Here is a 20879-nt window from a genome sequence, read left to right as displayed (position 1 = left end):
GCTGTTCCTGACAAGCTAAGCTAAAAGGGGGATAGATAAATTATAGTATGGGTTTTTATACAGTGATTGTCCATTGCCGCACAGTTCTGCCAAAAACGCATACAATTCACCGGTTGACTCGTTTCCGGCGGCACCTGACAATCCCATGCCCACGCGCTTTGGATAACCAACAGAGGTTTAATGGAAGCCTATTTACAGCATTTGATCACCCAGTCTTTGGCTTTCACTCTGATGGTCGTCATGTTTGTCGCGTTTTTGGAGTCGCTGGCGCTGGTTGGCCTGTTGTTGCCCGGTACGGTGATGATGGCCAGCATCGGTGCGCTGATCGGCAGTGGTCAGGTGGACTTCTATTATGCCTGGGTTGCGGGGATCGTCGGTTGTCTGCTGGGGGATTGGATCTCTTATTTTATCGGCCGCGCTTTCAAGGGGCCGTTGCACCGCTGGTCATTCCTGAAAAAGAACAAGGCGATGCTCGACAAGACCGAACATGCGCTGCATCAACACAGTATGGCGACCGTTCTGATTGGCCGCTTTGTCGGCCCGACCCGCCCGCTGGTACCGATGGTGGCGGGGATGCTGGACTTACCGCCGTACAAATTCGCACTGCCGAACATTATCGGCTGTATCACCTGGCCGCCGGTCTACTTCTTCCCGGGGATTCTGGCCGGGGTGGCGATCGACATTCCCGCCAGCGCCAACAGCGCTTTATTCAAATGGCTGCTGTTTGCGGTCGTGGTGTTGATCTGGCTGGCCGCCTGGTTGAGCTGGCGCTGGTGGCGTGAAGGCAAGCGCAGCGCCGATCGGCTAAGCAACTGGCTGTCACCGGTACGGCTGCGGATGGCCTGCGTACTGAGCTGGATCCTTGCGCTCATCACCTTTTATTATCTGCACCAGCAGCCGTTGATGCCGGTTTACCGTCACCTGTTGTGGAAAGTGTTGGCCGGCTGATGTCGGACAGCAAATTTTATCCCCTATGGATTTCATGCGACAGCTAGGCGGCAAGAACCTAAACTCCCGGAGCTTACTTAGGTAAGTGACGGGGGTTTAGGGACGCAGCCAACAACGCTGCCGCTTGAAATACGACGGGGATATCATTACTGGAAGAACGCTTCCAACTGTTCGAACACCCGTACGTCTTCGCTGTGGCGTTTTACCTGCAGCACATCTTCGAGTTTTTCCACCTGGCTGATCATCTGCATCAGCCGTTGATCGTCCGCCACCAATAGCCAGATACGGCTCTGTTTGCCGTCTTTCAGCGGCAGACACAGAATGCCCTCTACGTTGAAGGCTCGGCGGGCAAACAGGCCGCACACGTGCGACATCACGCCGGGATGGTTACGTACCGTCAGCTCCAGGATCACCTGTGGGTTATTGTGTTGTTCTGACATGGCTTATTCTCCAATCATGTCGATGTTGGCGGCACCCGGCGGCACCATCGGGAAGACTTTTTCATTGATATCAATCAGTGCGTGGATCAGGCAAGGGCCGGGCCGTTGGATCGCTTCGGCCAGCGCGGCCTGCGGATCTTCTGCGGCGTTCAAATCGCAGGTATCCAGCCCGAAACCGGCGGCAATCTTGATAAAGTCGGTACGCTTGGGATAGGCGGCGGCAAAGATGCGCTGCTGGTAGAACAACGTTTGCTGCTGATGCACCAGCCCCAGCGCCTGGTTGTTCATCAGGATAATTTTCACGTCCAGAGCCTGCTCGACGGCGGTGGCCATTTCCTGAATGTTCATCATCAGGCTGCCGTCACCGGAGAAGCACAATACCTTGCGCTGCGGCTCGGCCAGGGCTGCACCGATCGCCGCCGGCAGGCCGAAGCCCATAGTACCCAGGCCGCCGGAGGTCAGCCATTGGCGTGGACGGCTCAGCGGATAGGCCTGCGCCACCCACATCTGATGCTGGCCTACATCGGTGGTGATGATGGCGCTTTCGTCCACGCATCGCGCAGCGGCCAGCACCAGCCCGTAGTGACTCAGCGGATCTTCGGCGTTCGGCATACTGAACGGGAACTCGCGCTTCAGGCCGTTGACGGTCTCCAGCCATTCGCTGCGCGGCTGTGCCTCAATCTGTGGTAACAGCTGTTGCAATACCTGGCCAACGTCGGCGTGAATGGCAATGTTGGCCTGCTTCACCTTGCCCAGTTCGGCACGGTCGATATCCACGTGAATGATGGCAGCGTTCGGGCAGAACTGTTCGGTTTTGCCAATCGCCCGATCGTCAAAGCGGGCGCCCAGTACGATCAGCAGATCGGCCTCTTGCAGAATAAAGTTGGTGCTGCGTGCGGCATGCATCCCCAGCATACCCAGCGACAACGGGTGCTGTACCGGCATGGCACCCAACGCCATCAGCGTCATGGTGGTCGGCAGGTTGGCGCGTTCCGCTAACTCAATCGCCTGTTGGTGAGCATTGGCGCAGATGATGCCCCCGCCCAGGTACAGCACCGGGCGCTTGGCCTGGTTGATCATCGCTGCGGCCTGCGCTACGGCAATGGCCTCGAAGGTGGGGGGGGCGTCGGGAACGGCGATCGGCGGCAGTTCATCCCAATCGATCACCGCGGTTTGTACGTCCTTCGGTACGTCGATCCACACTGGGCCAGGACGGCCGGATTCGGCGATACGGAATGCGTCGCAGATCACCTGTGGCAGTTCACGGATATCGCGCACTAAATGGTTGTGCTTGGTGATAGGGATCGAGATGCCGTAGGTGTCTACTTCCTGGAAGGCATCGGTGCCGATCATCGAAGAGGGCACCTGGCCGGTGATACACACCAGCGGGATGGAATCGAGCTTGGCGTCGGCAATGGCGGTGACCAGGTTGGTGGCACCCGGCCCGCTGGAGGCGATGCACACCGCCGCCTTGCCATTGGCGCGTGCCATGCCCTGCGCCATAAAGCCCGCGCCCTGTTCGTGGCGGGCCAGTACGTGATGAATGCGGGTGCTTTGGCTCAGTGCGTCATACAGCGGCAGTGCAGCGCCGCCGGGAATGCCGGCAACGGTGGTGATGCCCTGACGTTCCAACAGGTGGACGATCAACTGTGCGCCGGTGAAGCGGTTGCCTTGTTGTGGCGTGCCCGAAATTGCCATGTTCCTATCCTTTCTCAAGGCCGGTTTGCTTTTCTGGGCAGGGGGCTGAAACTAAAAACCCCGCCCGGTTTGCGCCGGCGGGGTTTGGGAATCGATGCGTTGATTCGGACCCTACGGCGCATTGCCGACGACCACCACCACACGCACGACGACCATCACCGCGGCTGGTAGCGCGGTAACTAGTAGGGTCGAAGTCAGCGAGGATGCGATCACAGGGAACCTTATCATCAGTAAAAAAAGTCAGGTTTTCATAAAACCACAGGCGCAAAATTCACACAACAGGTTTATTTGCACAGCATAAAAAACGCGCTGCAGATCACGGTTTGTGTGAAATGCCCAACACCCGGGCTTCCGCCGCACTGCCGTCCAGCAATGCCTGGGTTGGACCGTCGTAATAAATGCGGCCATCGACCACCAGCAGGGTACGCGGGGCGATACGCGCGGCGTCATCCAGATTGTGCGATACCATCAGCAGCGTCAGGTTGCGCTGGTCACACACCTCCCGCAGCAGGTGCAGCATCTCATTGCGTAACGCCGGATCGAGCGCCGAAAAGGGTTCGTCGAGCAGCAAGATGGGGCGCTGGCGGATCAGACAGCGCGCCAGGGCGGCACGCTGACGTTGGCCGCCGGAAAGCTGGGACGGCAGACGTGGCAGATGCTCTTCCAGCCCCACTTGCCGGGCAATCTGCGCCAACTGCTGTTTTTGCTGTTCATTCAGCCGCAGCCCCGGATCCAGACCCAATCCGATGTTCTGCGCCACCGTCAGGTGGGCGAACAGGTTATTTTCCTGAAACAGCATCGAGACCGGGCGTTTGGCCGGTGGCGTGGCGGTGTGATCGCTGCCGTTAAGCAGCAGCTTGCCGCTGGCGGCCGGCAGGAACCCGGCGATCAGGCTGAGCAGGGTGCTTTTACCTGCCCCACTGGGGCCAAGCACCGCGACACGTTCGTCTGGCTCAATGCGCAGGTCAAAGCGCATCGGCAGGTGCTCATACAGGTAGGTCAGTTTTTCAAGCTCTATCATGGCGGCCCGGTAAGCGTTCGATCAGGGTAAACAGCAGGAAACACAACAGTAGCAACAACAGTGCGGTGACCGCGCCGTCATTACTGCGATAGGCGCCAATCTGCTGATACAGGTAGTAAGGCAGAGTGCGGAAGTGCTCGTTGCCAAACAGGGCCACCACGCCGAAATCGCCGATCGACAGCACGCAGGCAAAGGCCAGCGCCTGGGCCAGAGGGCGGCGTAACGCTTTCAGCTCGATAAGCCGCAGCCGCTGCCAGCCGTGGATATCCAGCGACAGACACAGTGGGTTGTAGCGTTCGGCCAGGTCGCGCATCGGGTTTTCCAGCACTTTCAGCGCGTAGGGCACCGCCATCAGTGCATTGGTGAGGATCACCAGTGCGTACGGCGACTGTGGTAGCCCGACGGTATCGCTCAGCAGCAGGAAGAAGCCGGTCGCCAACACGATGCCCGGCATCGCCAGGATCACCATGCCGCTCAGTTCCAGTGCATGGCCCCAGCGCAGGCTCTGTTGCAGCTTCAGCTCACGGCTGCTCCACAGCAGCATCATGGTCAGCACCACGCACAGTGCGCCGGCACCGAGAGCAATACGCAACGAGGTAAACAACGCCTGCCACAGCACTTGCTGTTGCAGCACGCTGACCAGAGTTTGGTTGGCACCGTCGGCAATCACCGCCAACAGCGGGGGTAACAGCAGTAGCAGGGCGGCGACGATCAGCAAAAAGTCGCTGGTGCGGCGCCACAGGCTGTCTTCCGGGTTACGCCAGACGTGGGCCTGGGTGTTGCCGACCGGCAAGGCCTGGCTCAAGCGTTGGCTGAGTACCACCAGCCCCAGGCAGCAGGCTAGTTGGATCAGCGCCAGCAGAGCGGCGCGGCTGAGATCGTAGTCATAGCTGAGCGCCTGGTAGATCGCCAGTTCGATGGTGGTGGCCTGCGGCCCGCCACCCAGCGACAACACGGTGGCGAAGCTGGCAAAGCACAGCATAAAGATTAGCGCACCGCTCGGCAGGATCTGGCGGCGTAGTGCCGGCCACTCGACAAAACGAAACTGCTGCCAGCCGCTCATGCCGAGCTGTGCTGCCAGTTGGCGCTGTTCGACCGGAATATTTTCCAGCGCCTGCAACAGCAGGCGGGTCGCCAGCGGCAGATTGAAGAACATGTGGGCCAACAGGATGCCCTGCAGGCCATAAGGCGAGAAGCTGTAATCAATGCCCAACCAACCGCATAGCGCGGCCAGCCAGCCCTGTCGACCATAAACGCTGAGCAGCCCGAACACCGCCACCAGCACCGGCAACACCAGCGTCATGGCGCACAGCCGCAGCAGTAATTGGCGTCCGGGGAAACGGCGGCGGTACAGTGCGCGCGCCAACAAAATGGCGGGCAGCACCGAGATCAGCGCAGACAGTAACGCCTGCCAGAAGGTGAAGCGCACCACATGCCACAGGTAGCTGTCCTGCCATAGACCTTGCCAGTCGCTTTCCGGCGCGTGCCGCCACAGCGACCCCATCGCCAGTGCGGCGATGGACAGGATCAGACTGGCAGCCAGCAGCCCCGGCCATAGCCAGCGTGGGATCAGTGGCTGACGGCGGTTTGCCATGCCCGGATCCAGTTGCCGCGTTGTTTGGCCACTTCTTCAGCGCTGTATTGCAGCGCAGTCTGCGGTACGGTCATTTGCTCAAACCCGGCCAGCAACTGGGTTTTGATCACCGGGTACATCCAGTTGCCGGTAGGAATGCTGTTCTGGAACGCCGGGGTCACCATAAATTGCATAAAGCGCTCTGCCAGCTCGGGTTGTTTGCTGGCCTTGAGTTTGCCCGCCACTTCGACCTGCAGATAATGGCCTTCGCTGAAGTTAGCGGCGGCGTAGCTGTCTTTCTTTTCTTCAATCAGATGGTAGGCCGGAGAGGTGGTGTAGCTGAGTACCAGGTCGCCTTCGCCTTTCAGGAACAGGCCGTAAGCCTCACTCCAGCCCTTGGTCACGGTGACGGTTTTCTTCGCCAGTTTTTGCCAGGCTGCGGGGGCCTTGTCGCCATAGACTTTCTGCATCCACAGCAGCAGGCCGAGGCCTGGCGTGCTGGTGCGCGGATCTTCGTAAATCACCTTCCAGTTCTGGTCGCTGTCGACCAGTTCCTGCAGGCTTTTGGGCGGGTTCTTCAGCTTTTCTTTGTTGTAAACAAAGGCAAAGTAGCCGTAGTCATAAGGCACAAAGGTTTTATCCTGCCAGCCGCCGGGGACGCTCAACTTAGCGCTGTCGACGTCGCTTGGCGCGAATAAACCGGTTTGTTGCGCAGCCTGCAACAGGTTGTTGTCCAGCCCCAGCACGACGTCGGCAGCGCTGTTTTTTCCTTCCATGCGCAGGCGGTTAAGCAGCGAAACGCCGTCTTCCAGCGCGACGAATTTCAGCTCACAGTCACACTGGGCCTCAAAGGCTTTTTTGACCGCCGGCCCCGGGCCCCAGTCGGCAGCGAACGAATCATAGGTGTAGACCGTCAGCGTGGGTTTGGCGAACACCGGTGCGGCGCACAACAACAGTAATAAGGGCAGGCTTTTCTTGACCACTTTGCACTCCTGAAAATTTAGGGGGGCAAGGGTATCTGAGGGGGCGTTCGGCTGCTGCCGGTTCGCTGGGCTCAAATCCCTCCGCCGGTATTGACCGGATCAGGTTCGACGGGTTTATCCCCTTCATACTTGAAGTTGCAGCGGTGTTGGCTTCTCTCTCTCACCCCAGTCACATAGGAATTCTATGTTCTTGGGGATTCGTTCGGTTGCCGCCTACCTGCAACTCCAATTATTTTGGGTATATCTCAGCAATGAATCGTTTTTTGCACCCCGTTGAGACGGCGCCATTGTAAAGACTAACGGGCGCCGGTGAAAGGCACTTATGCTTCCGGCGGCGCAAACCAGGCGGATTTAAAATCAAACCAGCCGAGGGTGTTCATCCGCACACCGCGCATGCTGCGTTGGCCGTGCAGTTGCAACCAGTGGTGGAACAATGGGTGTAACTGATGATTGCTGACCAGGCGTTGGCAAAAATCGGCCAGCGGCAAGGCATTGGCACGCCACTGTGCGGCATCCGTAGCGAGGTCTTCATTCATGCAGTGCTGCATCAGCGGCAGTTCATACAGGGTAGCGAACAGCGAGAACTCCAGCGGCAGATAGAAGTTGGCGCTGCCGAGCCATAAATCGCTACTGGCTTCGCCTTTATGCCAAGTGTCGTAATCCACAACCTGGATGTTCAGCTTGATGCCCTGCTGCGCCAACAGGGGTTCGATCGCCAACTGAATGGCGTGGAATTCCGAATGCTCGCTGTAGTAGGTCAGGGTCAGTTCGGTCAGCCCGGCCGGTTTGGGCTGCTGCGCCAGCGTGCGGTTATGGTGCCAGCGCGGCAAAAGGCCGTAGGCCGGTGACCAATAGCGCTGATAGATCGGGCCGGCATTGCTCAGCAGAGAAATGGGGTTAATCAACTCGCACAACCAGCTGCGAATAGCCGGATCGGCCGCCAGCGGCGAACGCTGATCGAACAGCAGGAAATAGCAGCCTTCTTCCAGCCGGCTTTCCAGCTCATTTTTGCCGGTATCGTCCGCCTGCAGTTGGACGCCGGAATGCACCAGTTCCTCGGTCACTTCCGGCAGTACCCAGATATTCACCTCATCGATCAGCGCGCGGTAGCCAAAGTAATCGTCAAAGGCATGGATTTTCATCTGGCTGCGGTGGTTGCGCACCACGCTATACGGCCCGGTCCCCACCGGGTGGCGTGAGAATTCCGGCAGGCTCTGCCATTCACGCGGCAGGATCATCGCGGGCACGCTGCCCAGCAGCCACGGCAGCCAGTAATCGGGACTGTGCAGATGGACGTCGATCACGTAAGGCGTCGGTGACGTCACGCGTTCAATATGGGAAAACAACGGCTGTGGCATCAAGCGGGTCAGCGAACTGATGACATCCTCCATTTCCAGCTCGCGGCCATGATGAAAATGAATCGCCGGGCGCAGATAAAAACGCCAGTGCTGTGGAGTTAATGGCTGCCAGTGATGCGAAAGGTCAGACTCCAGTTCCCCGTTTTCCTCATTTATCCGCGTCAGGCCGCTGAAAATTTGCCGTGCCAGATGGGTTTCCGAGCGCCGCAGCGCCGAACCGGGCAACAGGTTGTACAACTGGCGATAGTAGAGCACCCGCAGAATGTGTTTCCCCTGACGAAAGCTGCGCCCCAGTTGGGACAGCAGCATCTGCCGCACCACGTTTTTATCGCCGACCAACTGCACCAGTTGATCGATGCGGTCCTGCTCCAGCAATTCCTCCGCTCGCTGCTGTTGCAACGCCAGACCGGTGTAATGGAAGGTGAGCCGTGAACGCTTGCCGCGCCCCGACTCTGCCTGCCAGGTTAGCCAGCCCTGCTGTTGCATGGCGCCCAGTAACGAACGTACGTGGCGGCGCGAGCAGCTGAGCACTTCGGCCAGCTCTTGCAGGGTCGTTTCTGTCGGCTCGCCGTGGCAACGCTGCCACAGGCGAATGAATTGCTGTTGCAATCTGGAGGTGGACATAAAAGAGGAACGCTCCGGCATCAACCCATCAATTTATCTTTCCCTATATTACGCCGATAATTTTCCTCAATGAAAGGGGGAGGGCGACGGATGAAAGTTTTCTTGTCAAAACAGTTCTATCAGCGGTATTTCACAGCGGTACGCCGCCAGCGGGCCGACTGGTTGGGGCTGGTGCCTGAACAGGCGCGGCTGGAGATACTGGCGCATGTAACCCAATGGGATATCCCTGGCATGACAGATAAGCAATATCGCGAGCACCTGTGAAAATCGGGTAGGAAAGGTTTCTGAGTAATGGTGTTGTTCACCAGCCAGTGGGGTCAAACCCACTGGTTTTTTTATTATGGGTCGCGGTGATGTTCTTGCAATTTTGCCACCGTAGCCTAAGGTTCTGTCTTCCGCTTTAGGGTCAGGAACAAAGATATGAAACGCCAGCGCTGGCTGCCACGCCGCTTTAATCCGATCTTTGCCGCATTCCTGCTGATTGCTTTTCTTTCCGGCATTGCCGGCGCGCTCTTGGCGCCGACGCTGAGCCTGTTCCTGACCACCGAGGTCAAGGTGCGGCCGCTGTGGGTCGGCCTGTTTTATACCGTTAACGCCATTGTCGGCATTGCGGTCAGTTTCCTGTTGGCCAAGCGTTCGGATTCACGCGGCGATCGTCGCAAGTTGATCCTGGTGTGTTGCCTGATGGCGGTTGGCAACTGTCTGCTGTTTGCCTTTAACCGTGACTACCTGACATTGATCACCGCCGGGGTATTACTGTCGGCGATTGCCAATACCGCGATGCCGCAGATTTTCGCGCTGGCGCGGGAATATGCCGACAGTTCGGCGCGTGAAGTGGTGATGTTCAGCTCGGTGATGCGTGCGCAACTGTCGCTGGCCTGGGTGATTGGTCCGCCGCTGTCGTTCACGCTGGCGCTGAACTATGGATTTACCTGGATGTTCATGATTGCCGCGGCGACCTTCGCGATCTGTGCATTGCTGGTGTGGTTTACCCTGCCTTCGGTGCCCCGTGCGGCTCCGGTCGAGCCGGCGAATGTACTGGCGGTGACCTCATCGGCTCCCATCGCCCCTGTCAGCGTCTGGCGCAACCGCGATGTACGACGCTTGTTTATTGCCTCGATGCTGATGTGGACCTGCAACACCCTGTATATTATCGACATGCCGCTGTATATCACCGCCGATCTGGGCCTGCCGGAGGATCTGGCGGGGCTGCTGATGGGGACCGCCGCCGGGCTGGAGATCCCGGCAATGTTGCTGGCCGGTTATTACGTCAAACGGTTCGGTAAGCGCAACATGATGCTGTTCGCCGTGGCGGCCGGCATTCTGTTTTATGCCGGGTTGGTAGTGTTTAAATTTAAGCTGGCGCTGATGGTGCTACAGCTGTTCAACGCCATATTTATCGGCATCATCGCCGGTATCGGTATGCTCTATTTCCAGGACCTGATGCCAGGCCGACCGGGCGCGGCAACCACGCTGTTTACCAACAGTATTTCCACCGGGGTGATCCTGGCCGGGGTACTGCAGGGGGCGCTGGTGGAAAACCTGGGACACTATGCGGTTTACTGGTTGGCGACCCTTCTGGCGGTGGCGGCGTTGTGGATGAGTGCCCGCGTGCGGGAAGTGTGAGCTTAAACGTCACCAATCTTGACGCATGTCATTGAGAACATGACGCCAGCCCCCCAAGCTGAACGGACCCGGAACGCGATAAGCGCGTTCCCGCCCATCTTGCTGCTGAGATGCCGATCCGTTTAGAAAAGTGGGTATGTTATGGATAAACTAACGCCGCTCAAGCCCGTCCCTTCTCTGTGTGCCGTCGTTGCCGCCTTGCTTATCTGGTTTGTGATCCCTGTGCCTGAAGGGGTGGAACCCAATGCCTGGCATTTGCTCGCGCTGTTTATCGGCACCATCATCGCCATCATTGGCAAAGCTATGCCTATTGGTGCCGTTTCGGTGGTGGCGATTGCGCTGGTGGCCGTCACGGGCGTCACCAATCCCGGTAAACCCGGTGCTGCGCTGAATGATGCGCTCAGCGGATTTTCCAACCAGTTGATCTGGCTGATCGGCTTTTCGATCATGATCTCCCTTAGCCTGAACAAAACCGGGCTGGGGGCGCGTATCGGCTATTACTTTATCTCGCTGTTCGGTAAGAAGACACTGGGCATCGCCTATGCGCTAACGCTGGCGGAAACCACCCTGGCACCGGTGACCCCTAGCAACACCGCCCGTGGTGGTGGGATTATCCATCCGATCATGAAGTCGATCGCCGACAGTTTCGGCTCCAAACCCGAGTTGAACACCTCCGGCAAGATTGGTCGTTATCTGTCACTGGTAAATTACAATATCAATCCGATCACTTCGGCGATGTTTATCACCGCGACCGCACCTAACCCGTTGATCGTCAGCCTGATCGCCAAGGGCACGCATGGTAACTTCGAGCTGTCCTGGTCTATGTGGGCGGTGGCCGCGCTGGTGCCGGGGTTGTGCTCGCTGATCGTCATGCCGTTGGTGATTTATCTGCTCTATCCGCCGGAGGTGAAAAGCACCCCGGATGCCCCGTGTTTCGCACGCGACAAGCTGCAAGCGCTGGGACCGGTGACGCTGCCGGAGAAAATCACGCTGGCGGTGTTTGCCTTGCTGCTGGTGCTGTGGGCCGGTATTCCGGCGATGATCTTCGGCCCGGCGCTGGCGGTCAACCCAACCACCGCCGCGATGATTGGCCTGGCGGTGCTGCTGGCGACCGGCGTGTTGAGTTGGGAAGATGTGCTCAGGCACAAGGGGGCCTGGGACACGGTGGTGTGGTTCTCCGCACTGGTGATGATGGCCAGCTTCCTTGGCAAGTTGGGGTTAATCAGTTGGCTGTCGCAAACCGTGGGTAACGGTATTGATCATATGGGGATGAGTTGGGTTGGCGGCACAGTACTGCTGACCATCATCTATCTGTATTCGCATTACTTCTTCGCCAGCACCACCGCGCACGTTACCGCCATGTTTGCCGCCTTCTTTGCCGCCGGTATTGCGCTCGGCGCACCGCCCGCGCTGCTGGGTTTAATTCTGGCATTTTCTTCTTCACTGATGATGTCGCTGACACACTATGGTACCGGCACGGCACCGATTGTCTTCGGCTCCGGCTATGCGACGCTGGGTGAGTGGTGGAAAACAGGTTTGGTGATGAGCATAGTTAATTTGCTGATTTGGATGTTGATTGGTGGGGCGTGGTGGAAGTGGCTGGGCTACTGGTAAGCGGTTATTGATAATAAAAAACACCCGCCTGGCGGCGGGTGATTAGTATCAGTTCAGGAAAGCCGGTTGCTGCGCCTCGTAGCGGGAAATATCCGCTTCGTGTTGCAGCGTCAGACCGATGCTGTCCAACCCGTTAATCATGCAGTGGCGGCGGAAGCTGTCTATCTCGAAAGGATAGCTTTTGTCACCGGCTTTCACCGTTTGGTTTTCCAGGTCAACTTCAAATTCAATGCCTTCGTTGGCCGCGACCAGTTGGAACAGCGTTTCCACGTCCTGCTCGCTCAGCTTAACCGGCAGCAGCTGGTTGTTGAGCGAGTTGCCGTAGAAGATATCGGCGAAGCTGGGGGCAATCACCACTCTAAAGCCGTAGTCGGTCAGCGCCCAGGGGGCATGCTCACGCGATGAGCCGCAACCGAAATTTTCACGCGCCAGCAAAATGCTGGCACCTTTGTAACGCGGTTGATTCAGTACAAACTCCGGATTTGGCTGCTGACCGGCATCGTCCAGAAAACGCCAGTCGTTAAACAGGTGCTGGCCAAAGCCGGTGCGCGTTACCTTCTGTAAAAACTGTTTTGGAATAATGGCATCGGTATCGACGTTAGCCGCATCCAAAGGCACCACTAAACCGGTATGTTGAGTAAATTTAGCCACGGTTGCGTCCCTTAGTGAATATCACGGATATCGGCGAAATGGCCGGCAATAGCGGCCGCAGCGGCCATTGCCGGGCTGACCAGGTGAGTACGCCCACCGCGGCCCTGACGCCCTTCGAAGTTACGGTTGCTGGTAGATGCGCAGCGTTCGCCCGGGTTCAGGCGGTCGTTGTTCATCGCCAGGCACATCGAGCAGCCTGGCAGGCGCCATTCAAAACCGGCATCGATAAAGATTTTATCCAGGCCTTCGGCTTCCGCCTGTGCTTTCACCGGGCCAGAGCCGGGTACCACGATGGCTTGAACACCGCTGGCTACCTTGCGGCCTTTGGCGATGGCTGCCGCTGCGCGCAGGTCTTCTATACGTGAGTTGGTGCAGGAACCGATAAATACCTTGTCGATCGGCACCTCTGTCAGCTTGATACCCGGTTTCAGATCCATATAAGCCAGGGCTTTTTCGGCCGAGGCACGCTCACCCGGATCGCTGAACGACTCAGGGGCCGGGATGGTCTGGTTGACGGCGATAACCTGCCCAGGGTTGGTTCCCCAGGTCACCTGTGGCGCGATGTCTTCAGCACGCAGGGTGACAACGGTATCGAACTTGGCATCGTCGTCGGATTTCAGCGTGCGCCAGTAGGCAACGGCCTGTTCCCAGTTGCTGCCGGTTGGTGCAAACTGACGGCCCTTCAGGTAATCAAAGGTGGTGTCGTCCGGCGCAACCAGCCCGGCTTTGGCACCCATTTCGATCGCCATGTTGCACAGCGTCATGCGGCCTTCCATGCTCAACGCCTGAATGGCCTTGCCGCAGAACTCTACTACGTGGCCGGTGCCGCCGGCGCTGCCGGTTTTGCCAATCACCGCCAGTACAATGTCTTTGGCGGTGATGCCATCGGCCGCATCGCCGGTCACTTCAATTTTCATGGTCTTGGCACGGCCCTGCTTCAGGGTTTGGGTCGCCAGCACGTGCTCCACTTCGGAGGTGCCGATACCAAACGCCAGTGAACCGAAAGCGCCGTGAGTCGCGGTGTGTGAGTCACCACAGACGATGGTCATGCCCGGCAGCGTCATGCCCTGCTCTGGGCCGATCACGTGCACGATGCCCTGATACGGGTGGTTCAGGTCATACAGCAACACGCCAAACTCTTCGCAGTTCTTGATCAGCTCTTGCATCTGAATGCGCGCCATCTCGCCGCTGGCGTTGATGTCTTTGGTTTGGGTGGACACGTTGTGGTCCATGGTGGCAAAAGTCTTGCCCGGCTGGCGTACTTTACGGCCCATGGCGCGCAGGCCGTCGAACGCCTGCGGGGAAGTCACTTCGTGCACCAGATGGCGATCGATATACAACAGCGGGGTTTCTTCCGGCGCTGAGTAGACCACGTGGGCATCGTATAATTTCTGATATAACGTTTTAGACATGTTATGCCCCCTGAGCGACAAAGCGGGCGATGATGTCACCCATTTCATCGGTGCTGATGGCTGGGCCAACACCGGCCAGATCGGCGGTGCGGTAACCCTGTTCCAGCGCCTGATTGATGGCGCGTTCAACGGCATCGGCCGCTTCGCTGGCACCCAGGCTGTAACGCAGCAGCAGGGTGGCAGACAGGATCTGGGCGATCGGATTGGCAATGCCTTTACCCGCGATATCCGGCGCTGACCCACCGGCCGGCTCATACAGGCCAAAGCCCTGTTCGTTCAGGCTGGCGGAAGGCAGCATGCCCATCGAACCGGTGATCATCGCACATTCGTCGGACAGAATGTCGCCGAACAGGTTGGAGCACAGCAGCACGTCGAACTGTGACGGGTCTTTGATCAACTGCATGGTGGCGTTGTCGATGTACATATGCGACAGCGACACATCCGGGTAATCCTTGGCGACCTGAGTGACCACTTCGCGCCACAGAATGGAGCTTTGCAACACGTTGGCCTTATCAATCGAGGTCACTTTGTTGCGACGCTTGCGGGCGGACTCGAAGGCGATGCGGGCAATGCGTTCGATCTCGAAGCGGTGATAAACCTCGGTATCGAAGGCGCGTTCTTGCATGCCCTGGCCTTCGCGGCCTTTTGGTTGGCCAAAGTAGATGCCGCCGGTCAGTTCACGCACGCACAGAATATCGAAACCGCGGGCGGCGATGTCGGCACGCAGTGGACAGAACTCTTCCAGCCCCTGATACAAACGAGCAGGGCGCAGGTTGCTGAACAGTTTGAAGTGTTTACGCAACGGCAGCAAAGCGCCACGTTCAGGCTGCTCTGCCGGCGGCAGGTGTTCCCACTTCGGGCCACCTACCGAGCCGAACAGGATGGCGTCGGCTTGCTCACAACCGGCGAGGGTGGCCTGTGGCAGCGGGCTGCCATGGCGATCGATGGCGATGCCACCGACGTCGTATTCGGCTTCGGTGATACGGATATCAAAGCGCTGACGCACTGCGTTCAACACTTTACGCGCTTGGGCCATTACTTCCGGGCCGATTCCGTCTCCGGGCAAGACGGCAATGTGGTAAGTCTTCGTCATGTTCACACCGTTTCCTGATTATTTTGATGTTTGCTTTGCTGCAGACGCTGTTTTTCTTTTTCTACCTGCTGGGAGCGCCAAATATTATTTAATACGTGAACCATCGCCTTGGCGGAGGATTCCACAATGTCGGTCGCCAGACCCACGCCGTGGAAGCGGCGGCCGTTGTAGGACACCACGATATCAACCTGGCCCAGTGCGTCACGGCCCTGGCCTTTGGCGGTTAATTGGTATTTCACCAGTTCGATGGGATAACCGGTAATGCGATTGATGGCCTGATAGACCGCGTCAACCGGCCCGTTACCGGTGGCCGCTTCGGCTTTCTCTTCTTCGCCGCAGATCAATTTCACCGATGCGGTGGCCATGATGCTGCTGCCTGACTGCACGCTGAAGTAGTCCAGGCTGAAATGCTCGGGCTCTTCCTGCTGCTTATTAATGAAGGCCAGGGCTTCCAGATCGTAATCGAACACCTGACCTTTCTTATCGGCCAGCTTCAGGAAGGCGGCGTACAGATTGTCCAGGTTGTAGTCCTGTTCTTTGTAGCCCATCTCTTCCATACGGTGTTTCACCGCGGCGCGGCCGGAACGGGAGGTCAGGTTCAACTGCACATCTTTCAGACCTATGGTTTGCGGGGACATGATTTCGTAGTTTTCACGATTTTTCAGCACGCCGTCCTGATGAATGCCCGAGGAGTGGGCGAAGGCATTGGAACCGACGATCGCCTTGTTGGCAGGGATCGGCATATTACACAGCTGGCTGACAATTTGGCTGGTGCGGAAAATTTCCTGATGGTTGATGTTGGTATGCACGTTCATGATGTCCTGGCGCACTTTGATCGCCATGATCACTTCTTCCAGCGAGGTGTTGCCTGCGCGTTCACCAATGCCGTTCAAGGTGCCTTCTACCTGCCGTGCCCCCGCCTGCACCGCGGCGATGGAGTTGCCGACCGCCATTCCCAGATCGTCGTGGCAGTGCACAGAGATAATGGCCTTGTCGATATTCGGTACGCGGTCATACAGGGTGGTGATAATGCCACCAAACTGGTTCGGCGTGGTGTAGCCAACGGTGTCTGGAATATTGATGGTGGTAGCACCGGCGTTGATGGCGGCTTCTACCACACGACACAGGTTATCGATCGGCGTACGGCCTGCATCTTCACAGGAGAATTCTACGTCATCAGTGTAGTTACGGGCGCGCTTCACTGAGCGGATTGCCATCTCCAACACTTCGTCGAACGAGCGCTTCAGCTTGGATTCAATATGCAGGGTGGAGGTGGCCAGGAACACGTGAATACGGAAGGCTTCGGCCACCCGCAACGCTTCGGCTGCGACGTCGATGTCTTTATCCACGCAACGGGCCAGGCCACATACACGACTGTTTTTAATCTGGCGGGCAATGGTTTGTACGGATTCGAAATCGCCCGGTGAGGATACCGGGAAGCCGACTTCCATGACGTCGACACCCATTCTCTCCAGCGCCATCGCTATCTGAATCTTCTCTTTCACGCTCAGGCTGGCTTGCAGCGCTTGTTCGCCATCACGCAGCGTTGTATCGAAAATAATGACTTGTTGGCTCATCAGGGTGTTCCTTATCGTGTTTATTTCACGCTAAGCGGGTAAAAAAAAACCCGCGCAGTAGCGCGGGTTTGTTATGAGGGTGGGCTAAATCAGCTCTGAACTGCGTCCACCGGCATACCGCGCAAACAAGATGCGTTAAGTAGTAGGCCTAGTAGACGGTAAGTACGGTTCATGGCGGTTCAGCTTCTCTAAAATAGTTTCGTTGCCTAATTTGATACGTTATTGGCTTGGTCATGTCAACACCTGATTGAAAATGAGGGTACTCACTGACCTCCTGATTTACGTTCCGCGGTGCACAGAAGATAGTTCGGTAAAAAATGACATTGTCAGATAAAAGGCAGTGAAGGATTTGCGGGCCTGTTAGCATAAATGAAATGAATATATATCGCCGCAATTGCTTCTGATGTTCATTAGGTTAAAATTAAAGATGCAAAACGACAGAAGGCATGCTAGCCAAAAGAAAAATAGTGGTGGTTATATTTTTTACATCAATATATTTTTGGTTTGTTATGTTTTTTATGAATTATTCATAGAGTTAATGGTTGCCAGTAATTAATGAGGTTGTTTTATTAAAGGAAGTGGTTATTAACCGTGTTTTCATCGGAGTAAGTAAGGGTAAGGAACAGAAGTTAAATGAAGGTGCAAAGAGAGGTTTGTGAAGTTAATCGATTTAAATAGTGTGTGATCTCTTTCGGTGAGAAGAATGGATGTGATGTGCGGTAGGTATTAAATTTTAACCATGTTTGTATATAGGACGTTGCTTGAGCTCGGTTTAAATGAACTGAGCACGAGATAACTAATTCTGCTTTGTGCGATTAGAACAGCGATGAATTATCACTCGTTAATTGTACTTTGGGGATTATCTACACAGGACTTAGTGGAGTGGGATATGTCGGAATATAATTCAGAAGTTATCACTGAGAAAGAAACCAGCGATTTGCATTTACGCAGCGTCGATCTGAATTTGCTAACGGTGTTTGATGCCGTTATGCAGATGCAGAATATTACCCGGGCCGCGAGCTTTTTGGGGATGTCGCAACCGGCAGTGAGCAACGCCGTTGCGCGCTTGAAACTGATGTTCAATGACGAGTTGTTTGTGCGCTGTGGGCGCGGGATCCAGCCTACTGTAAGGGCCAGGCAGCTTTTTGGGCCGGTGAGGCAAGCATTGCAGTTGGTGCAAAATGAGTTACCTGGCGCGGAGTTTGAACCCTTTACCAGTGAGCGAGTCTTCTCCATCGCCATTTGCAGCCCACTTGATTTGCGCTTGGGATCCGCGCTAATCAACCATCTGAAGGAAATAGCGCCTCAGACCCATTTAAAAATAAAATCATATATAACGAGTAGTATTGATAGCCAATTGCGCTACCAGGAGGTTGAGTTCGTTATTGGCTATGCCTGTTTTGAATCGGCAGAGTTTAAAAGTGTGAGGCTTTTTGAGGATGAACTGGTGCTGGTTCTTGCCAAGAAACATCCGAGAATTGAAAAGGCCATTACGCCGGAACAAATTCTTGGGGAGCAGCATGCGGTGGTTTCGCTGGATATTTTTAACTCCTTCAGTAAGCCTTACTATATAGAGGAGGCGATGCAGCGCGTCGTGGCTCAGCAATGTACCGATTTATACAGTGTGCTGAATATGGTATCCAATACTGACATGATTGCGATAGTTCCGGCCTGGCTGGCTCAGCAGCAGGTTGAAGCATTACAGTTGCGTTTTATTCCTTTCCCCTGCAGTGAAAATAAGGTGACCTGTTATCTGTCCTGGCATGAGTCGGCAGAAAGAGATAAGGGACATCTATGGATGAAAGGTATGCTTGGCCAGTCTGATATGTCTGAGTAAATCAGCCGATTATTACCCCCGAGGTGGTAGTTTCCCGTTGGGGGAATAATTTTTCCCATTCGTTGGTTAGGAATTACCTTGGGTTTATGTAAGATATATCTTGGCTTAAGTGTTCTGAATTAACCGCTTCCGAATGACTTAGGTAGTTTCATTGAAAATTATTATAATGAAATTATATTCTGAAATATTAATTACAGTTGGTGTTTTTATCTGTTTTCTTCGGTGCCTGTCGAACCCGCGTTTTGTGACCTGGATAAAACCTTTTCATCACCCTTCTGTCCAATGAGAGGTTGCGGTGAAATTAACCTGGGTTTTAGCTCACACTTCTACGCTGAAATCTCTTTTCCCGTTGCCAGAGAGTAGGTAGACTGCGCGAAAAAAAGTAAACACGTGTAAGCTGAGATGCAGAGGAAGATGGCCTGCTCAACGCTAACTGTTTGATTCATTTCAGGCTCAGGGCGCTATGATCAATAATCTGCTGCAATACCATTTGACTCACCGTATACAGCACCAAATTTCCCAGCGTGCCGATCGCACAGCTTTTCGCCAATGGTCTCCTGCTGGAGAGACCCAATTGACCTGGCTGCAGGTCGATACACATATCAACCACATTGCCAGTGCGCTGTTGGCGTTGGGCACCGAGGTGCAGGAGCGTATCGCGATCTTTGCCAATAACAGTATGGCCTGGTCGCTGGCGGATTTGGCGATCCTGCGGTTACGTGGGGTCAGCGTGCCGCTGTATGCCACCAATACACCGGCCCAGGCGGCTTTTATCATTAATGACGCCGATATCCGCATTCTGTTCGTTGGCGAACAGGCTCAACTGGATGCTGCCATCGCATTACGCGGCGTCTGTCCGCAATTGAACCACATTATTGTGTTTGATGACGGCGTTGATCTGCGTGGTTGTGAGATTGCTCGGCACCTGAGCGCCTTTGAGCGTGAAGCCGATCCGGCGGCGTTTGAATCGCAGCTGCAGCAACGCATTGCCGATTGCGATCTGCGGGATCTGTTCACACTGATCTACACCTCCGGTACCACCGGTGAACCTAAAGGGGTGATGCTGGATTACCGTAACCTGGCGGCACAGCTTTATCTGCACGATGAGCGACTGACGGTAACGGAAGAAGATGTCTCTCTCAGTTTCCTGCCAATGTCGCATGTGTTTGAACGCGCCTGGAGTTTCTTCATCATGCACTCCGGTGCGCAAAACGTGTTTTTGCCCAATACCGACTGGGTGCGTGAGGCCATGACGGCGGTACGCCCGACGCTGATGTGTGCGGTGCCGCGGTTCTACGAAAAAATCTTCAGTGCAGTGCACGAGAAAGTTGCCCGTGCCCCCTGGCTGCGCCGTGCACTGTTCCACTGGGCAATTGTCTGCGGTGAGCGTAAGTTCCTGCAAGAACGCGCCGGTAAACCTCTGGGCAAGTTGTTTGATCTTTCCCACCGTTGGGCCGATAAGCTGGTGTTGAGTAAACTGCGCGGCATTCTCGGCGGGCGGGTGCGGTTCTTGCCGGCTGCCGGTGCCAAACTGGACGACAATGTCATCCTGTTTTTCCAGGCTATGGGCATCAACATCAAATATGGTTATGGCATGACCGAGACCTGCGCCACCGTTTCCTGCTGGGAAGAGGGCAATTTCCGCTTTGGCTCGATTGGCAAACCCCTGCCGGGGGTTGAGGTGCGTATTGGTGAGGAGAATGAAATCCAGGTGCGTGGCCCGGTGGTGATGCGCGGTTATTTCAATAAGCCGCTGGAAACCGCCGCCTCATTTACCGAAGATGGTTGGTTGAAGACCGGCGATGCCGGTGCCATTGACGAAGGCGGCAACCTGTTTATCACCGAGCGTCTTAAGGATTTGATGAAAACCTCCGGTGGTAAGTACATTGCCCCGCAGATGCTAGAAGGTACGCTGGCGCAGGATCGCTTTATCGAACAGGTGGCGATCATTGCCGACGCACGTAAATTTGTCTCCGCTTTGATTGTGCCCAGCTTTGAGTCGCTGGAAGAGTATGCCAAGTCCATCAACCTGAAATACCAGGATCGGCTTGAACTGCTGCGCAACAGCCATATTCTGGAAATGTTCGACAGCCGCCTGCGTGAGATGCAAAAAGAGTTGGCGCGTTTCGAACAGGTGAAAAAGTTTACCCTGTTGCCGGCGGCCTTTTCGATGGAGTTGGGGGAACTGACACCGACGTTGAAGCTGCGTCGTAAAGTGATTTTGCAGCGCTATCAGAGTGAAATTGATTCGATGTACCAGGAGAAGGCTTAACCAAGACTTAGTGCAGGTTGCCCGGTTAAAAAAACGGCATCTTTCTTGCCTGATATAGTTCTGTAATTCCTCGCCTGACTGAAACAATGCCTAGCCCGATTTGCCAGCGGCTAGTGCATTGTTTCTGTAAATCCCCGATCCCCAGCTCGTTG

The 20879-nt window shown here is 55.9% G+C and carries 17 protein-coding genes; 6 read left to right on the top strand and 11 right to left on the bottom strand.

The window, feature by feature from the left end; translation table 11 throughout:
• Positions 1-180: 180 nt before the first annotated feature.
• Complete coding sequence (locus tag F8R23_RS14135) at positions 181-948, top strand: DedA family protein (protein ID WP_151415732.1); 768 nt, start codon at positions 181-183, stop codon at positions 946-948.
• A gap of 146 nt (positions 949-1094) precedes the next feature.
• On the opposite strand, the gene ilvN is transcribed toward F8R23_RS14135, so the two are convergent.
• The 7 genes from ilvN to sgrR all read right to left on the bottom strand — a co-directional run bounded on the left by ilvN (position 1095) and on the right by sgrR (position 8645).
• The gene (gene ilvN, locus F8R23_RS14130; protein WP_099063098.1) at positions 1095-1388 is read right to left on the bottom strand and encodes an acetolactate synthase small subunit; all 294 of its coding nucleotides are present in this window, start codon (positions 1386-1388) and stop codon (positions 1095-1097) included.
• 3 nt (positions 1389-1391) lie between these two features.
• Complete coding sequence (ilvB, locus tag F8R23_RS14125; protein WP_129934227.1) at positions 1392-3086, bottom strand: acetolactate synthase large subunit; 1695 nt, start codon at positions 3084-3086, stop codon at positions 1392-1394.
• Between the two features lie 111 nt (positions 3087-3197).
• Positions 3198-3314 (bottom strand): ilvB operon leader peptide IvbL, encoded by a 117-nt coding sequence (gene ivbL, locus F8R23_RS14120; RefSeq protein ID WP_208295193.1) that lies wholly within the window; start codon positions 3312-3314, stop codon positions 3198-3200.
• An 88-nt stretch (positions 3315-3402) separates the two neighbouring features.
• On the bottom strand, positions 3403-4107 hold the full coding sequence (gene thiQ / locus F8R23_RS14115; protein ID WP_151415731.1) for a thiamine ABC transporter ATP-binding protein ThiQ: 705 nt from the start codon (positions 4105-4107) through the stop codon (positions 3403-3405).
• Entirely contained in the window at positions 4094-5701 is a 1608-nt protein-coding gene (gene thiP / locus F8R23_RS14110; RefSeq protein WP_112348006.1) for a thiamine/thiamine pyrophosphate ABC transporter permease ThiP, read from the bottom strand. Before thiP ends, thiQ begins: the two co-directional genes overlap by 14 nt.
• Positions 5677-6663: a thiamine ABC transporter substrate binding subunit gene (thiB, locus tag F8R23_RS14105; RefSeq protein ID WP_151415730.1), complete on the bottom strand. Its 987-nt coding sequence runs from the start codon at positions 6661-6663 to the stop codon at positions 5677-5679. Before thiB ends, thiP begins: the two co-directional genes overlap by 25 nt.
• 320 nt (positions 6664-6983) lie before the next feature.
• The gene (sgrR, locus tag F8R23_RS14100) at positions 6984-8645 is read right to left on the bottom strand and encodes an HTH-type transcriptional regulator SgrR (protein ID WP_129934231.1); all 1662 of its coding nucleotides are present in this window, start codon (positions 8643-8645) and stop codon (positions 6984-6986) included.
• Between the two features lie 90 nt (positions 8646-8735).
• Here sgrR and sgrT point away from each other — a divergent pair, with 90 nt between their 5' ends.
• The 3 genes from sgrT (at position 8736) to F8R23_RS14085 (ending at position 11885) form a co-directional block, all read left to right on the top strand.
• Positions 8736-8909: a glucose uptake inhibitor SgrT gene (sgrT, locus tag F8R23_RS14095; RefSeq protein WP_112348008.1), complete on the top strand. Its 174-nt coding sequence runs from the start codon at positions 8736-8738 to the stop codon at positions 8907-8909.
• Positions 8910-9065: 156 nt separating this feature from the next.
• Positions 9066-10271 carry a sugar efflux transporter gene (locus tag F8R23_RS14090; RefSeq protein WP_151415729.1) on the top strand — a complete coding sequence of 402 codons (1206 nt, stop codon included), beginning with the start codon at positions 9066-9068 and terminating at the stop codon, positions 10269-10271.
• A gap of 141 nt (positions 10272-10412) precedes the next feature.
• Positions 10413-11885 carry a DASS family sodium-coupled anion symporter gene (locus F8R23_RS14085; protein WP_129934235.1) on the top strand — a complete coding sequence of 491 codons (1473 nt, stop codon included), beginning with the start codon at positions 10413-10415 and terminating at the stop codon, positions 11883-11885.
• A gap of 48 nt (positions 11886-11933) precedes the next feature.
• Here F8R23_RS14085 and leuD read toward each other — a convergent pair whose 3' ends face one another.
• From leuD to leuA, 4 genes are read right to left on the bottom strand one after another with little or no spacing between them, the layout of a single operon-like run.
• Positions 11934-12536 (bottom strand): 3-isopropylmalate dehydratase small subunit, encoded by a 603-nt coding sequence (gene leuD / locus F8R23_RS14080; RefSeq protein WP_085120215.1) that lies wholly within the window; start codon positions 12534-12536, stop codon positions 11934-11936.
• Between the two features lie 11 nt (positions 12537-12547).
• A complete protein-coding gene (gene leuC, locus F8R23_RS14075; protein ID WP_129937893.1) occupies positions 12548-13948 on the bottom strand; it encodes a 3-isopropylmalate dehydratase large subunit in 1401 nt (466 codons plus the stop codon).
• Between the two features lies 1 nt (position 13949).
• On the bottom strand, positions 13950-15041 hold the full coding sequence (leuB, locus tag F8R23_RS14070; RefSeq protein WP_129934238.1) for a 3-isopropylmalate dehydrogenase: 1092 nt from the start codon (positions 15039-15041) through the stop codon (positions 13950-13952).
• A 2-nt stretch (positions 15042-15043) separates the two neighbouring features.
• Complete coding sequence (leuA, locus tag F8R23_RS14065; protein WP_017891594.1) at positions 15044-16618, bottom strand: 2-isopropylmalate synthase; 1575 nt, start codon at positions 16616-16618, stop codon at positions 15044-15046.
• Between the two features lie 889 nt (positions 16619-17507).
• Between leuA and leuO the strand changes: the two genes are divergently transcribed.
• Together leuO and F8R23_RS14050 are read left to right on the top strand one after the other, a co-directional pair.
• Positions 17508-18455, top strand: a complete 948-nt coding sequence (gene leuO / locus F8R23_RS14055) for a transcriptional regulator LeuO (protein WP_151415728.1) — start codon at positions 17508-17510, stop codon at positions 18453-18455.
• A gap of 463 nt (positions 18456-18918) precedes the next feature.
• Positions 18919-20727, top strand: coding sequence for an AMP-dependent synthetase/ligase (locus tag F8R23_RS14050; protein ID WP_129934242.1), 1809 nt, complete (start codon positions 18919-18921; stop codon positions 20725-20727).
• Positions 20728-20879 lie beyond the last annotated feature (152 nt).

The organism is Serratia proteamaculans (genome assembly GCF_008830365.1).
GTDB lineage: Bacteria > Pseudomonadota > Gammaproteobacteria > Enterobacterales > Enterobacteriaceae > Serratia > Serratia proteamaculans.
This window is presented reverse-complemented; position numbering and strand designations above follow the sequence as displayed.